We start from the raw sequence: 15,506 nt of genomic DNA on the forward strand, positions 1-15,506 counted from the left end.
CTGGAGATTGGCCATGAACAGCTTCGCTTCGCCACAAACGCTCGCTACCCTGCCCGTCCGCCCTTCGGTGAATGATCTGTATTCGCGGGTCCTCGATGCCATTTTCGAGCAGCGCATCCATTCAGCCAGTCGCTTTACCGAAGAAAGCCTGGCGCAGATGTTCGGTGCAAGGCGCAGCGACATGCGTGATGTGCTGACGCGACTGTCCCACCAGCAAATCATCATACTTCGAGCCAACCATCGTCCCCGCGTCGCCGAACTTGATGCCGAGCAGACCCGGCAGACACTGCATGCCCGGCGTCTGGCCGAGATCATGCTGGTACGGCTGGCGTGTCAGCGGCCATGCGCGCAAGACTTGAAGCGCCTGCGGACACTGGTCGATAACGAGCGTCAATGCGCCGAGCGTGGCCAGGCGATTCGTTTGTCGGGAGAGTTTCATTTGCAGTTGGCCGAAATGGCTGGAAATGCACCGCTGGCGCATTTTCTTGGCAGTCTGGTGCCGCTGACGTCATTGGCGATTGCGCAGTGTGAGGAGCAGACGCACAGTTTTTGCGCGTGGCAGGAGCATTTGGCGATTGTTGATGCTGTTGAACGTGGAAATGCTGCGACAGCGGCCATGCTGATAAACCGGCATCTGGATCATCTGGAGCAGACACTGCTCAATACACCCCGTGAACATTGTGTTGCCGGCTAGATCGCATCGCGGGCAAGCCCGCTCCCACAGTGTTCGAGGCCAAGCACAGACTTTGTGTTCAACCAGAAACCTGTGGGAGCCGGGCTTGCCCGCGATGGCGTCCTCACAGACGCCATAAAACTTCAGACCGCCGCCACCCGCGCAAATCCCTCGCGAATCTTTTCCTCCGGCAAGTCATCGGCAATGAACACGATCACGCTCTCGCGCACCTCGTCTTCAGCCCACTCGGTATCCCAGTCGAAACCATAAAGTTTCAGCACCCCCTGAAACACCATGCGACGCGATTCGCCGAGGATGTTCAACACGCCTTTGTAGCGCAGCAACTGCTTGCCATGCTCCTCCAGCAACTCGTTCATGAACTCGCTGAGCTTGTCGATATCCAGCGCTTTTTCAGTGCGCAGCACCAGGCTGGAAATGCGGTCGATGGACGGTGCCTGGCTGACCGGGCGCAAACTCACGCCGCCACCGAGGTCGGCATTGAGGTTGAAGCCGCGCACGTCGAGCAATTCGGCCAGGTCGATCTTTCCGTGATCAACCACGCGGATCGGGGCGCGTCGGTTGATACGGGTCAGGCGCTCGCTCAACGCGGTGAATTTTGCTTCGTCCACCAGGTCACGCTTGCTCACCAGCAAGCGGTCGGCGAAACCGATCTGCGCCTGGGCGATGGTCTGGGTCAGATGCAAGTCGGCATGTGCCGCGTCGACCAGGGTGATGATGCCGTCGAGGATATAGCGCTCGCGCAACTCTTCGTCGATGAAAAAGGTTTGTGCCACGGGCGCCGGGTCGGCCAGGCCGGTGCATTCGATCACCAGGCGGTCGAAGGCGATGTCGCCCTGGTCCAGACGCTCGAGCAATAGATAAAGCGCTTTGGTCAGGTCCGTGTGGATGGTGCAGCAAACGCAGCCGTTGGACAGTGTCATCACTTGTACCGGCTCATCGCCCAACAACTGGGTATCGATACCGGCATCGCTGAATTCATTCTCGATCACGGCGATTTTCAGGCCGTGCTCGGCCTTGAGCAGGTGACGCAACAAAGTGGTCTTGCCGGCGCCGAGGAAGCCGCTGAGGATCGTGACCGGGATGGGAGAGGACAAACTGGATCTCCTTTTTCACACAGTGAAAAAACAACACAAAACAAATGTGGGAGCGAGCTTGCTCGCGATAGAGGCTTAACATTCAACATCACTGTTGATTGACAGTCCGCCATCGCGAGCAAGCTCGCTCCCACAGGTATGGCTGTTAATCCGACAACCGGATCAACAGCATTTCGGCCCACCCTTGCCACCGTAACGGGCTTCCTGACGCTCCCGAAAGAACATCTCATAGCTCATCACCGGTTTGTCCGGGTGCTTGGTCTGCATATGCTCGACGTAGTTGTCGTAGTCGGGCATGCCGACCATCAGGCGCGCGGCCTGACCGAGGTATTTACCGAGGCGACTCAAGTCATTGAACATGCTGCAATCCTCTGGTTACGCATCCGGCAGCGCCTGGAATGGCGATTCTTTGTCCGTACGTTCCTTTTTACCCCAGGCGGCAATGCCGACCTTGAGTGCATAGAACAGGATGCTGAATACCACGAACAGGAACAGCGCAGTCAGCGTTGCGTTGGTGTAGGCGTTGAAGATCACGTGCTGCATCTGGGTGATGTCCTTGGCCGGGGCGAGGATCTGGCCGTTGGCCAAGGCATCGCTGTATTTCTTGGCCAGGGCCAGAAAGCCGATCGCCGGGTTGGCGTCGAACAGCTTGATGAAGCCCGCCGTCGTGGTGCAGATCAACAGCCATACCGCCGGCAACATGGTGACCCAGACATAACGCTGGCGCTTCATCTTGATCAGCACCACGGTGCCGAGCATCAGCGCGATACCGGCCAGCATCTGGTTGGAGATACCGAACAGTGGCCACAGGGTATTGATGCCACCCAACGGATCGATCACCCCCTGGTACAGCAACCAGCCCCACATCGCCACGCAGCCTGCGGTGGCGATCAGGTTGGCGGTCCAGGATTCGGTGCGTTTGAGCGCCGGGACGAAGGAGCCGAGCAAGTCCTGGAGCATGAAGCGCCCGGCACGGGTGCCGGCGTCGACTGCGGTGAGGATGAACAGCGCTTCGAACAGGATCGCGAAGTGGTACCAGAACGCCATGGTGTTCTCGCCCGGCAGAACACTGTGCAGGATCTGCGCGATCCCGACCGCCAGGGTCGGCGCACCACCGGCACGGGCCAGGATGGTGGTTTCACCGATGTCGTGGGCCACCGCTTGCAGGGCTTCCGGGGTGATTGCAAAGCCCCAGTTGCTGACGGCTGTCGCAACGGCCACCACATCACCGCCGACCACGGCCGCCGGGCTGTTCATGGCGAAGTACACGCCAGGCTCGATCACGGAAGCGGCAACCATGGCCATGATTGCCACGAACGATTCCATCAGCATGCCGCCGTAACCGATGTAGCGAGCGTTGGTTTCGTTATCCAGCAGCTTCGGCGTGGTGCCGGAGGAAATCAGCGCGTGGAAACCCGACACCGCGCCACAGGCGATAGTGATGAACAGGAACGGGAACAGACCGCCCTTCCATACCGGGCCGGTGCCGTCGACGAACTGGGTCAGGGCCGGCATTTTCAGCTCGGGCATGGTCACCAGGATGCCGATGGCCAGGGCAACGATGGTGCCGATTTTCAGGAAGGTGGACAGATAGTCACGGGGCGCCAGGATCAGCCACACCGGCAATACCGCCGCGACAAAACCGTAGCCGATCAGCATCCAGGTGATCTGGATACCGGTAAAGCTGAATGCCTTGGCCCACACCGGATCGGCGGCGATCTGCCCGCCGAGCCAGATCGAGCCCAGCAGCAGCAATACGCCGATCACCGAGATTTCACCAATGCGACCCGGGCGGATGTAGCGCATGTAGATGCCCATGAACATCGCGATCGGGATGGTCGCCATCACCGTGAAAATGCCCCAAGGGCTTTCGGCCAAGGCCTTCACCACGATCAGCGCCAGCACCGCGAGGATGATGATCATGATCAGGAAGCAGCCGAACAGCGCGATGGTGCCGGGGATGCGGCCCATTTCTTCGCGGACCATGTCGCCCAGGGAACGACCGTTGCGGCGGGTGGACATAAACAGGACCATGAAGTCCTGCACCGCACCGGCCAGCACCACGCCGGCGATCAGCCACAGCGTGCCGGGCAGGTAGCCCATCTGCGCCGCCAACACCGGACCGACCAAAGGCCCCGCGCCGGCAATGGCCGCGAAGTGGTGACCAAAAAGAATGTGCTTGTTGGTCGGCACGTAGTCCAGACCGTCATTGTTGAGCACAGCGGGAGTGGCCCGTCGCGCATCGAGTTGCATGACATTGTTAGCGATGAACAGACTGTAGTAGCGGTAGGCGACCAGATAGATGGCGACGGCTGCGACCACAATCCACAAGGCGTTGATTGCCTCGCCTCGGCGTAATGCCACGACACCCAGCGCACACGCACCTACGATTGCCAGCACCAGCCAAGGCAAATGGCGTAGCGGGCTATTATTATTTTTCATTTTATTATTCCAGCCAGAGTGGACAAGAAAGACAGCAATCCCGAGTTTAGCTCTCCTGACGGCAATGACCATAGCCCGACATTGGTCTGGACACCTGCACGCGCTGGCAGCCTTTGATCATGCGGGTCTATAGTCAGCGTACATTTCCGAGGATCGCGCCATGAGCGAGTACCCTGCCGAACGTCGCCGCTTCAAACGTATTGCGTTCGATGCCCGAACCGAGCTGAGTCAGGGGGAGTCCACTTGGCCGGTGAAGTTGATTGACCTGTCGCTCAAGGGCTTGCTGATTGAACGACCCGAACACTGGCAGGGCAATCCGCAGCAGGATTTTCTGGTCGACATTCATCTGAGCGAAGAAGCCGACATCACCATGGATGTGCAACTGGCCCACGACGACCATGGTCAGCTCGGCTTTGTCTGCTTGCACATCAGTCTGGAGTCCATCGAGCGCCTTCGGCGATTGATCGAGCTCAACCTGGGCGACCAGCAGGAGCTTGAGCGCGAACTGGGTGCCCTGATCGAAGTCTGACCGCCCGGCATCCATCCAGTGTGGGAGCGGGCTTGCTCGCGAAGAGGCCGTTACATTCAGCATCTCTGTTGACTGACACACCGCTTTCGCGAGCAAGCCCGCTCCCACAGGGTTTGTGTTTCCTCTGTGAGTTACTCGAACAACGCGTCCAACGCTTGCTCCAGACGCGTGACGGCAATGATCTGCAACCCGGCCGGCGCCTCTTTCGGCGCATTGCCCTTGGGCACGATGGCCCGCCTGAACCCGTGCTTGGCGGCTTCCTTCAATCGCTCCTGACCGCTCGGCACCGGACGCACCTCACCGGAAAGCCCGACCTCACCGAACACCAGCAGATCGTGGGGCAACGGTCGGTTACGCAAACTGGACATCACCGCCGCCATCAACGCCAGGTCGGACGCCGTTTCCAGCACCTTGACCCCGCCGACCACGTTGAGAAACACGTCCTGATCGTGGGTCGGAATGCCACCGTGACGGTGCAGCACCGCCAGCAACATCGCCAGCCGGTTCTGATCCAGCCCCAGCGTGACCCGACGCGGATTGGCCAGGTGACTGTCGTCCACCAGCGCCTGTACCTCCACCAGCATCGGCCGCGTGCCTTCCCAGGTTGCCATCACCACGCTACCCGGGACTTCCTCCTGGGCACGGGTCAGAAAAATCGCCGAGGGGTTGGAGACTTCTTTCAGGCCCTTGTCGGTCATGCCGAACACACCCAGCTCATTGACTGCACCGAAGCGGTTCTTCACCGCCCGCAGCAGACGCAGGCGCCCGTCGGACTCGCCTTCGAAATACAGCACGGTGTCGACCATGTGTTCCAGCACCCGAGGGCCAGCCAGAGCACCTTCCTTGGTGACGTGGCCCACCAGGAAAATCGCCGTACCGCTCTGTTTGGCATAACGCACCAGCAACGCTGCACTTTCACGCACCTGGGACACACCGCCCGGTGCCGATTGCAGTTGCTCGGTAAAGATCGTCTGGATCGAGTCGATCACCATCACCTTGGGCTTTTCCTGACGGGCCGTGGCAATGATGGCTTCGATGCAGGTTTCGGTCATGACCCGCAGTTGATCCTGGGGCAACCCCAGGCGCCGTGCACGCATGGCCACTTGCTGCTGGGATTCCTCACCGGTGACGTACAGTGCCGGCATGCTCTTGGCGAGGTTGCACAAGGTTTGCAACAGAATGGTCGACTTGCCGATGCCGGGGTCGCCACCGATCAGCACCACCGAGCCATCCACCAGACCACCACCCAGAACCCGGTCGAGCTCGCTGGAAGCGGTGGAGAAGCGCGGAATTTCTTCGACACTGACTTCGGCCAGGGTCTTGATTTGCGCCTGCTGGCCGGCCCAGCCGGTACGACCACTGGGGGCGGCTGCCCCGCCGCTTTCCACCATGGTTTCGGTGAGCGTGTTCCAGGCTCCGCACTCACCGCACTGGCCGGCCCATTTGGGGAAGGTTGAGCCGCACTCGGTGCAGCCGTACATGCGCTTGGCCTTGGCCATCGGAACTCCCGGAAAAAAACGCGATGATAGCTCAGCTGAAGCGCGCGAGTGCGGCCGGATACTTCGCAACCCTTTTGATGATTACAAATACCCCCATAAAAATCAGGTATATTGATAAACACCCGCCAAACAAAACCTTGTATAGGTTTTTCGTTCAATATACTCAACAAACTCTAAGGGCATGCCTGTCTGAACAACCTGAAAACTTATACAAACTTTATTCACTTACACACTTAATGTACAACTCTGAATCACTCACACAGAGCACAGTGATTAATTCAGGGAAGCACGCTACTTGCTAACTAACGAAACAGTTAATATCGCTACAACTGCAATCAATTTCAATACCGCCCCTGACCACTAACTACACGACCAACTTTAACGTCCCGCTTCAGGGATGGCCTCCCTCAACCTTGGTTTGCTCACACAAACGAAACCATATCGCTGAAAAAACATCACATTCAAAACACCGCGCAAGGCCCGGCCGCCCACAGATGAGATCAATCGGTGAATTTTTTACACCACCCGGTGTCGATTGCTGGCAAGCACGGCAGGCAGTTGATTCAAGCAGAATGCGATTTGCTGATTTACACTGCGTTCATCAACCTCATCTGTAACAAGGAAATAACCTATGGGCGTGCTAAATGAGTTCAAGGCCTTCGCGGTCAAAGGCAACGTGGTCGACATGGCCGTCGGCATCATCATCGGTGCGGCCTTCGGCAAGATCGTTACCTCGTTTGTCGGTGACCTGGTCATGCCGCCAATCGGGATGCTGATCGGTGGCGTGGACTTCAGTGATCTGGTCATAACGCTCAAGGCAGCGGAGGGCGAGATTCCGGCGGTGGTGCTCGCCTATGGCAAATTCATCCAGACCATCATCGACTTCGTCATCGTCGCTCTCGCGATCTTCATGGGCGTCAAGGTCATCAACCGCCTGAAGCGCGAAGAGGCCGTGGCCCCTAGCCTGCCGCCGGTTCCAACCAAGGAAGAAGAGTTGCTGGGCGAGATCCGCGACTTGCTCAAGGCCCAGAACAACCGGCCTTGACGGCATTAGCAAAAAAACGGCGCCTTCGAGGCGCCTTTTTTTTACCAGAAATTTTCCACTGCCACCTGACCAGGTCGCCGGCTGAGGCTCAAGTGCATGTCCCGCTGTTTAAGCAGCTTGCGCGTATCATCGATCATCTGCGGATTGCCGCACAGCATGACCCGTGAATGCTCAGGCGTCAGCGCAACACCCGCGACCCGCTCCAGTTCGCCGTTTTCAATCAGCGCGGTGATCCGCCCGTTCAATGAGCCGGGATGCTGTTCACGAGTGACCGTGGTGATCAATTGCAGTTTATGGGCGTACTCCGCCAGATAATCACGCTTCGCCAGCCCTGCGATCAGCTCCTGATACGCCAGTTCCCGGGCTTCGCGAACGCTGTAGACCAGAATGATCCGCTCGAATCGCTCCCAGACTTCGAAATCCTGGAGTATCGACAGGAACGGCGCGATGCCCGTGCCTGTGGATAACAACCACAGATCACGCCCATCGACAAACCGGTCCAGCGTCAGATAACCGAAGGCCTGGCGGTCGACCAGCAATGCATCGCCAACACCCAGTCGGCTCAGCTCGCTGGTGAACTCACCGCCCGGTACGACAATGGAAAAGTACTCGAGGAACTCGTCAAAAGGCGAGGACACCATGGAATAGGCGCGCCATACCGTGCTGCCGTCAGCCTTGGTGACGCCCAACCGGGCAAACTGCCCCGCCCGAAAACGAAACCCTGCATCCCGGGTGGCACGCAAGGTAAACAGGCTCTGGGTCAGCGGATGAACCTCAAGCAAGGTCTGACGGGTAAATTTTTCTTCACTGACGGACATGGAAGGCTCCAATCAAAAGACACCCCAGTGTCCCGCAAAGAAAGCAGCGTAACCACCGACAGTTTGTAGTGACATTAATCTGCACTAGTGACTGTTTACCAAATGTGGCGCATACCCATCATTATAAAATGACATATGGCATTTTATATCCCATCGATTGCCTAAGAACCTGAAATACACTTTTCCAACAGTCAAAAGAGCAAAATTGTCGCAGCATCACCGTAGGAATTATCCTACACTTCGTGACGTGCCGAATCTTGGATCCAAGATCGCACCCAGAAGAAACGGTGATGGAGAGACCCTTGTATGGAAATCTGGAAGGAGTCACAGCTCAAGCAATTGTCACACACGCAAGAGATCAAAACCGCCTATCGAATCGCGCTCAACTTCGCTAGAAACCTTGGATATAAATTTTGTGGCTTTTCAATTACTTCGAACTCAGTCGGAGTCGATAGCAGTGCGGTGAACCTGAATAATTTCCCCCATGAGTGGAACACTCAATATGAAAAAAACAACGCCACGCAAATAGATCCGATAGTGGCGCATTGCAATCGTTCAACGCTGCCTGTTCTCTGGAGCGAAGAGCTTTTTTCCAAGACGCCATGGCTATGGCACTTGCTGCAGCAACAAGGTTTGCAGCATGGCTGGTCCCAGGCGATCTCTGATGAGGAAACCGGTCAGCGCAGTATTCTCAGCCTGGCCAGAAGCCACTGCCCGATTTCAGCCTATGAGCTGTACGAGCATCTTGGATTCTCGGTGTTCATCACTCGCCATTTGCACGCGCTGGCGATCGCAAGGCAACCGAGAAAACCGGCTCACCCCCAGGCTGCCCCCTTGTCACGGCGGGAACTCGAAGTATTGAAACTGTCGGCCGATGGCAAGACGGCCTATGAAATTGCCAGGATCCTCAGTTTGAGTGAACGCACAATCAACTTTCATGTGCACAGGGCTATCGAGAAGCTCGGCGTCAACAACAAGATGGCGGCCGTCATCGCCGCGGCCCGGTCCGGAGCCATCTGAAAGCGCCCGGCTGCGGGAAAACCTGCGAGTAATCCAGGCAAAAAAAACGTACCATTTGCGGTCCCTCCTGAGTGATGGCGTGTAAACCTTCACGACGTATTACACTCGGACGGCTCCGCCCGCTCCACCGCCTTCGGGCAGCGGGACATCCGTTGATTACCCAGAGCCCCGCCCCATGCCTTTGCTCGAAACACCCTTCGCCAGCCTCGACCTGATCCGCCAGCCCGAACAGCAGAATGAACCGCTGCAAGCTTTCGATGCGGCCGATGAATACCTGCTCAATCATCTGGCCGAACAGCAACCGGCTTCGGACACCCGGGTATTGGTGCTCAATGACAGTTTCGGCGCGTTGGCGGCCAGCCTGGCGGGCAAGGTGCGGGTGATCAGCAGCGGTGATTCGTTCCTGGCTTTCCAGGGTCTGGAAAAGAACCTGGTGCGCAACGGCCTGGCCTTTGATGCCGTGCCGAGCGTACCCGCCAGCGAAACCCCTGCCGGGCTGTTCGACTGCGTGCTGATTCGTGTACCGAAAACCCTGGCCCTGCTGGAAGAACAACTGATCCGCCTGCAAGGTCAACTGGCACCTGGCGCCCAAGTGGTTGCCGCAGCCATGATCAAGCATTTGCCCCGGGCGGCGGGCGACTTGCTGGAGCGTTACATCGGCCCCGTGCAAGCCTCGTTGGCGGTGAAGAAGGCGCGGCTATTGATTGCCACCGCCGAAGACAAAACCCCGGCGGTGTCGCCCTACCCAACGCGATACAGACTCGACGAACCGGCCATCGAACTGCTCAACCACGCCAATGTGTTTTGCCGCGAAGGCCTGGACATCGGTACCCGGGCGTTTTTGCCACACCTGCCGAAAAACCTCGGTTCGGCGCGGGTCGCCGATCTCGGTTGCGGTAACGGCGTCCTGGCCATCGCCAGCGCCCTGCAAAACCCCGAGGCCCACTACACACTGGTGGACGAGTCGTACATGGCCGTGCAATCGGCCTCCGAAAACTGGCGCGCAGCGCTGGGTGAACGGGAAGTGATCGTGCGCGCCGGTGATGGCCTGGCCGGCCAGGAACCGCAATCGCTTGACGTCGTGCTGTGCAATCCACCGTTTCACCAGCAACAGGTGGTGGGCGACTTCCTGGCCTGGCGGATGTTCCAGCAGGCCCGCGAAGCGCTGGTGGTGGGCGGCGCGCTGTACATCGTCGGCAATCGTCACCTGGGTTACCACAGCAAGCTGGCGCGATTGTTCCGTGGCGTCGAGCAAGTGGCGGCCAATCCGAAATTCGTGATCCTCAAGGCGCGCAAGTAACAGGCAAAAAAAACCCTCCGGCAGGAGGGTCGTAAATCCGTGCCTCGAGGCCACGGGAGAGATGTCAGTGCGTGGTCAGGCCGGCCGCGTTCATGAACAGACGCATCAGGCTGGCGACGATGAACAGGGCGCCCACGCTGCCGACCCAGATCAGGGCCAACCAACCGAGCCGCTGCCACAGCGGCTTTTTTTCGGCTTCTTCAATGTCGTGCAGGGAATGTTTGCCGTTCATTGATAAATCCTCCGATGTAGATCAATGGCGTCTGTCAGGACGCCATCGCGAGCAAGCTCGCTCCCACAGATTCGTTGTGCAGCAGACTAGTGGTAACCATCTTCATGGGTGACCTTGCCGCGGAACACGTAGTAGCTCCAGAAGGTGTAGCCCAGGATGAACGGGATGATGAACAGCGTGCCCACCAGCATGAAGCCCTGGCTTTGCGGCGGCGCGGCGGCGTCCCAGATCGAGATCGACGGCGGGATGATGTTCGGCCACAGACTGATGCCCAACCCGCTGTAACCGAGGAAGATCAACACCAGAGTCAGCAGGAACGGCGTGTAATGCGCGTTGCGGGCCACGGCGCGGATCAGTCCGTACATCGTCACCAGCACCAGGATCGGCACCGGCATGAACCAGAACAGATTTGGCATGGTGAACCAGCGTGCGGCGATATCCGTGTGGGCCAACGGGGTCCAGATGCTGACAATACCGATCACCGCCAGCAGCACGAAGGCCAATGGCCGTGCCAGGTCATGCATCTGCTCCTGCAACTTGCCTTCGGTCTTCATGATCAGCCAGGTGCAACCGAGCAATGCATAGGCCACGACCAGCGCCGCACCACAGAACATCGTGAACGGTGTCAGCCAGTCCAGTGAACCACCGGCGAACTGCCGGTTGACCACAGGCAGCCCGTCGATGAACGCGCCAAGCGCAACGCCTTGGAAGAACGTCGCGGTGACCGAGCCACCGATGAACGCCTTGTCCCACAGATGGCGCTTGTCGTCCCTGGCCTTGAAGCGGAACTCGAAGGCCACGCCGCGGAAGATCAACCCGATCAACATCAGGATCAGCGGCAGGTACAACGCCGAGAGCACCACCGAATAGGCCAGCGGAAACGCGCCGAACAACGCCGCGCCACCCAACACCAGCCAGGTCTCGTTGCCGTCCCAGACCGGGGCGACGGTGTTCATCATCACATCGCGATCAGTCTTGCCCGGAATGAACGGGAAGAGAATCCCGATGCCCAGGTCGAAACCGTCCATGACCACGTACATCATGATGCCGAAGATGATGATCACGGCCCAGATCAGCGGAAGATCAATACCCATGATTCAAATCTCCTTGGTCAGGCTGTGGCCGGCATCGGCGTGATCGTCGTCGGCGGCGGACAGCGGCCGGGCCGGTGTGCGCTTCTGGCCGGGGCCACCGTCGTTGGTTTCCTTGCCTTCGTCGATCTTCGGCCCCTTGCGCACCAGGCGCATCATGTAGCCAAGACCGGCGCCAAACAGCGCGAAATAAACCACGACAAACAGGATCAGGGTGATGCTCATCTGCATGAAGCTATGGTTGGACGACGCATCCGCCGTACGCATCAGACCATAGACCACCCAAGGCTGACGGCCGATTTCCGTGGTGAACCAGCCGGCGAGAATCGCGATCAGGCCGGACGGCCCCATCCACAGCGCCAGGTACAGGAACGGCCGCGAGGTGTAGAGGGTGTCGCGCTTGCGCAGCCACAGGCTCCACAATCCGGTGAAGATCATCAGCAAGCCCAGCCCCACCATGATCCGGAACGACCAGAACACGATGGTCGAATTCGGCCGGTCTTCAGGCGGGAACTCCTTGAGCGCCGGCACCTGTTTATCCAGGGAGTGCGTGAGAATCAGGCTACCCAGGTACGGGATTTCGACAGCGAATTTGGTCTTCTCCTCCTTCATGTCCGGCCAGCCGAACAGGATCAGCGGCGTCGCCTCGTCGCCCTTGTTTTCCCAGTGGCCTTCGATGGCGGCGATTTTCGCCGGCTGATGCTTGAGCGTATTGAGACCGTGGAAGTCGCCGATGACCGCCTGTATCGGCGCCACGATCAACGCCATCCACATGGCCATCGAGAGCATTTTGCGGATCGCCGGATTGTCCTTGCCGCGCAGCAAATGCCAGGCCGCGGAGGAACCGACGAAGAAGGCCGTGGCGACGAAGGCTGCCGTGGCCATGTGCATCAGGCGATACGGGAACGAAGGGTTGAAGATAATCGCCAGCCAGTCGGTGGGTATGACCTGACCGTTGACGATCTCGAAGCCCTGCGGGGTCTGCATCCAGCTGTTGGAAGCGAGAATCCAGAACGTGGAGATCAACGTACCGATGGCCACCATCACGGTGGCGAAGAAGTGCAGGCCACGCCCGACCTTGTTCCAGCCAAACAGCATGACACCGAGGAACCCGGCCTCGAGGAAGAATGCAGTGAGCACTTCATAGGTCAGCAACGGCCCGGTCACGGAACCGGCGAAGTCCGAGAAGCGGCTCCAGTTGGTGCCGAACTGATAGGCCATTACCAGCCCGGAAACCACCCCCATGCCGAAGTTGACGGCAAAGATCTTCGACCAGAAATGGTAGAGGTCGCGGTAGGTGTCGTTATGGGTTTTCAGCCACAGGCCTTCGAGTACCGCCAGGTAACTCGCCAGGCCGATGGTGATGGCCGGAAACAGGATGTGGAACGAGATGGTGAACGCGAACTGAATTCGGGCGAGATCAAGTGCCTCTAAACCGAACATAAGTCTTCCTCTGTCAGGTAGTACGGCTGCGGGCTGGAAGCCTGCACCCACGGCCCCCACGGGTATGGAGTGTGGCGAATCCCCTTTTGTTCTTTTTTTGCACGCATCACAACGCAGGGAGTCTGGCCTTGCGGCCGCCGGATCAATTCCTTTTGTGGGTTTTGATCTGGATCAATCAACGTTGAAAGAGTAGTCCCAATTTCGGGGATGAACCGCGTGGTCTTTTGCCGCGTGACAAGTTGCCTCACGGCCGGGGTAACAGGCAGAAACATATCTCCTTGTGGGAGCGAGCTTGCTCGCGAAGGGGGCATCAGCTTCAACATCAATGTCGACTGACACTCAGCCTTCGCGAGCAAGCCCGCTCCCACATGAAAATCGATGTCTGGCTAACTAAATCTTTTGTCACAGCAACTTTTTGTTACAGGCTGGTGATAATCTCGCCACTCCCCTCTCCCCAGATCTTCGCGAAGATGCCCAGCCAAGAGCCCTTGCTGTTACGTCACCATCGCCCTTTTCTCGCGTTCTGGCTGGCCCGGGTATTTACCGCCAGCGGCTTCCAGATGCTCACCGTGGCCATCGGCTGGAACCTGTACCAACTGACCGGCAATGTGCTCGACCTGGGTCTGGTCGGCCTGGTCGAGTTCGCCCCGCGCGTACTGTTCATGCTGCACACAGGGCACGTCGCCGACCGTTATGACCGGCGCAAGGTCGCGGCGATCTGCCAGTCCCTCCAGGCATTAATCGCCCTGTCGCTGGCCATCGGCAGCGCCACCGACCATGTCACCCGGGAAATGATCTTTATCCTGGCCTTCCTGCTCGGTGCCGCTCGTTCCTTTGAAATGCCGACCACCCAGGCCCTGTTGCCCAGTATCGTGCCCAGCGCGTTGTTTCCCCGTGCAGTGGCCGCCGCACAATCGGCCCAGCAATCGGCAACCATCGTCGCTCCAGCCCTCGGCGGCTTGCTCTACGCCTTCGGCAGCGTCTGGGTGTATAGCCCGACGGTGCTTTTGTATGTCATCGCCTGCTCGCTGATGCTCAACCTGCCGGCCCGACAAACCCCGCTGAACAAGGGCAAGGCCACTCTGGATTCGCTGCTGGCGGGCATTCGCTTCATCCGCAGTCGTCCGGACATTCTCGGGGCGATCTCCCTCGATCTGTTTGCGGTGCTATTGGGTGGCGCCACAGCGCTGCTGCCGGTGTTCGCCAAGGACATTCTGCTGACCGGCCCGTGGGGGCTTGGCCTGCTGCGCTCGGCGCCGGCGGTAGGCGCGCTGCTGATGTCGCTGTTCCTGGCGCGGTTTGCCGTGGAACGCAACGTCGGACGGGTGATGTTCACGGCCGTGGGCATCTTCGGCGTGGCGACCATCGCCTTCGGCCTGTCGACCTCGTTCTGGTTTTCCCTGGCGGTGTTGGTGGTGTTGGGCGCGGCAGACATGATCAGCATGGTGATCCGCGCCTCGTTCGTTCAACTGGAAACCCCGGACGAAATGCGCGGCCGGGTCAGCGCCGTCAATGGACTGTTCATCGGTGCCTCGAACCAGTTGGGCGAATTCGAATCGGGACTGACTGCCCACTGGTTCGGCACCGTGCCAGCGGTGGTCATGGGCGGGATCGGCACGCTGGTGGTGACCGGGGTGTGGGTCAAACTGTTCCCGACACTGGCCAGCCGCGATCGCATGCACATGGCTAAAGATGAAGAGAAGGAAGAGGCGAAGGTCTGACACTCTCTAAACGAGCAACTCCCCCGCCACGGCCATACGAGTGGCTTTACCGCAGAGTTGCTCCACCAGCGCCAGGGAAAATGCCAATGCGCCGGCCGAGCCTTGGGCGGTGATGCAATTGCCGTCGACCACCACTGGTTGATCGACGAAGGTACAGCCCAGCAGTTGATGGCTGGCCGAGGGCAGGCAGGTCATGCGCCGCTGACGCAATACGCCAAAGGCCTGCAGTGCCACGGCGGGCGCTTCGGCGATGCCGGCGAACAGGCGACCAGCCGCCGCCTGATCCTTGACCAATTGTTGCAGGGGTTGGTGGGCTGCCAGGTGCTGCGAACCCACCGCTCCACCGGGCAAGGCAATCAGGTCGAAGGGTTGCGCCAGCAAGTCCACCAGCATCGCATCGGACGTCAGGCGAGTGCCGCGGGCGCAAGTGAGCATGCGCCGCCCTTCGATACTGGCCACCACCACTTCTATTTTGGCGCGGCGCAGCACGTCGATCAGGGTCACGGTTTGCAGGTCGTCGGTGCCCTCGGCAAGGGCAATCAAGGCTCTAAAAGTCATCGGGTACTGTCCACAGAATG

At 59.0% G+C, this 15,506-nt stretch carries 15 protein-coding genes; 6 read left to right on the forward strand and 9 right to left on the reverse strand.

What is annotated here, in order from left to right; genetic code table 11:
- The first annotated feature begins 13 nt into the window (after positions 1–13).
- Complete coding sequence (locus ABIE16_RS24275; protein WP_218497990.1) at positions 14–694, forward strand: GntR family transcriptional regulator; 681 nt, start codon at positions 14–16, stop codon at positions 692–694.
- Positions 695–816: 122 nt separating this feature from the next.
- Here the strand turns inward: ABIE16_RS24275 and yjiA are convergent, their stop codons facing one another.
- The 3 genes from yjiA to ABIE16_RS24290 form a co-directional block, all read right to left on the reverse strand.
- On the reverse strand, positions 817–1,788 hold the full coding sequence (yjiA, locus tag ABIE16_RS24280; RefSeq protein ID WP_057713220.1) for a GTPase: 972 nt from the start codon (positions 1,786–1,788) through the stop codon (positions 817–819).
- A 162-nt stretch (positions 1,789–1,950) separates the two neighbouring features.
- On the reverse strand, positions 1,951–2,148 hold the full coding sequence (locus tag ABIE16_RS24285; RefSeq protein ID WP_007895266.1) for a YbdD/YjiX family protein: 198 nt from the start codon (positions 2,146–2,148) through the stop codon (positions 1,951–1,953).
- Between the two features lie 15 nt (positions 2,149–2,163).
- Positions 2,164–4,230 carry a carbon starvation CstA family protein gene (locus ABIE16_RS24290; RefSeq protein WP_090451508.1) on the reverse strand — a complete coding sequence of 689 codons (2,067 nt, stop codon included), beginning with the start codon at positions 4,228–4,230 and terminating at the stop codon, positions 2,164–2,166.
- Positions 4,231–4,390: 160 nt separating this feature from the next.
- Between ABIE16_RS24290 and ABIE16_RS24295 the strand changes: the two genes are divergently transcribed.
- Complete coding sequence (locus tag ABIE16_RS24295) at positions 4,391–4,759, forward strand: PilZ domain-containing protein (protein ID WP_150813500.1); 369 nt, start codon at positions 4,391–4,393, stop codon at positions 4,757–4,759.
- Between the two features lie 131 nt (positions 4,760–4,890).
- Here ABIE16_RS24295 and radA read toward each other — a convergent pair whose 3' ends face one another.
- Entirely contained in the window at positions 4,891–6,258 is a 1,368-nt protein-coding gene (gene radA / locus ABIE16_RS24300; protein ID WP_429522111.1) for a DNA repair protein RadA, read from the reverse strand.
- 631 nt (positions 6,259–6,889) lie between these two features.
- On the opposite strand from radA, the gene mscL reads away from it, so the two are divergent.
- The gene (gene mscL / locus ABIE16_RS24305; RefSeq protein ID WP_150813502.1) at positions 6,890–7,303 is read left to right on the forward strand and encodes a large-conductance mechanosensitive channel protein MscL; all 414 of its coding nucleotides are present in this window, start codon (positions 6,890–6,892) and stop codon (positions 7,301–7,303) included.
- A gap of 41 nt (positions 7,304–7,344) precedes the next feature.
- Here mscL and ABIE16_RS24310 read toward each other — a convergent pair whose 3' ends face one another.
- On the reverse strand, positions 7,345–8,121 hold the full coding sequence (locus ABIE16_RS24310) for a ferredoxin--NADP reductase (RefSeq protein WP_090451514.1): 777 nt from the start codon (positions 8,119–8,121) through the stop codon (positions 7,345–7,347).
- Between the two features lie 306 nt (positions 8,122–8,427).
- Between ABIE16_RS24310 and ABIE16_RS24315 the strand changes: the two genes are divergently transcribed.
- On the forward strand, positions 8,428–9,141 hold the full coding sequence (locus ABIE16_RS24315) for an autoinducer binding domain-containing protein (protein ID WP_429522112.1): 714 nt from the start codon (positions 8,428–8,430) through the stop codon (positions 9,139–9,141).
- 175 nt (positions 9,142–9,316) lie between these two features.
- Entirely contained in the window at positions 9,317–10,441 is a 1,125-nt protein-coding gene (locus ABIE16_RS24320; protein WP_218497987.1) for a methyltransferase, read from the forward strand.
- Between the two features lie 64 nt (positions 10,442–10,505).
- On the opposite strand, the gene ABIE16_RS24325 is transcribed toward ABIE16_RS24320, so the two are convergent.
- From ABIE16_RS24325 to ABIE16_RS24335, 3 genes are all read right to left on the reverse strand, one after another.
- Positions 10,506–10,673 (reverse strand): DUF2474 domain-containing protein, encoded by a 168-nt coding sequence (locus ABIE16_RS24325; protein WP_015096916.1) that lies wholly within the window; start codon positions 10,671–10,673, stop codon positions 10,506–10,508.
- 86 nt (positions 10,674–10,759) lie between these two features.
- Entirely contained in the window at positions 10,760–11,767 is a 1,008-nt protein-coding gene (cydB, locus tag ABIE16_RS24330; RefSeq protein WP_056728750.1) for a cytochrome d ubiquinol oxidase subunit II, read from the reverse strand.
- Between the two features lie 3 nt (positions 11,768–11,770).
- Positions 11,771–13,207, reverse strand: a complete 1,437-nt coding sequence (locus tag ABIE16_RS24335; protein ID WP_057713213.1) for a cytochrome ubiquinol oxidase subunit I — start codon at positions 13,205–13,207, stop codon at positions 11,771–11,773.
- Positions 13,208–13,677: 470 nt separating this feature from the next.
- Between ABIE16_RS24335 and ABIE16_RS24340 the strand changes: the two genes are divergently transcribed.
- Complete coding sequence (locus ABIE16_RS24340) at positions 13,678–14,928, forward strand: MFS transporter (protein ID WP_429522113.1); 1,251 nt, start codon at positions 13,678–13,680, stop codon at positions 14,926–14,928.
- A gap of 6 nt (positions 14,929–14,934) precedes the next feature.
- Here ABIE16_RS24340 and ABIE16_RS24345 read toward each other — a convergent pair whose 3' ends face one another.
- On the reverse strand, positions 14,935–15,486 hold the full coding sequence (locus ABIE16_RS24345; RefSeq protein WP_057713211.1) for a DJ-1 family glyoxalase III: 552 nt from the start codon (positions 15,484–15,486) through the stop codon (positions 14,935–14,937).
- Positions 15,487–15,506: the final 20 nt, after the last annotated feature.

This window comes from Pseudomonas sp. 2725 (genome assembly GCF_050434585.1).
GTDB lineage: Bacteria > Pseudomonadota > Gammaproteobacteria > Pseudomonadales > Pseudomonadaceae > Aquipseudomonas > Aquipseudomonas jessenii.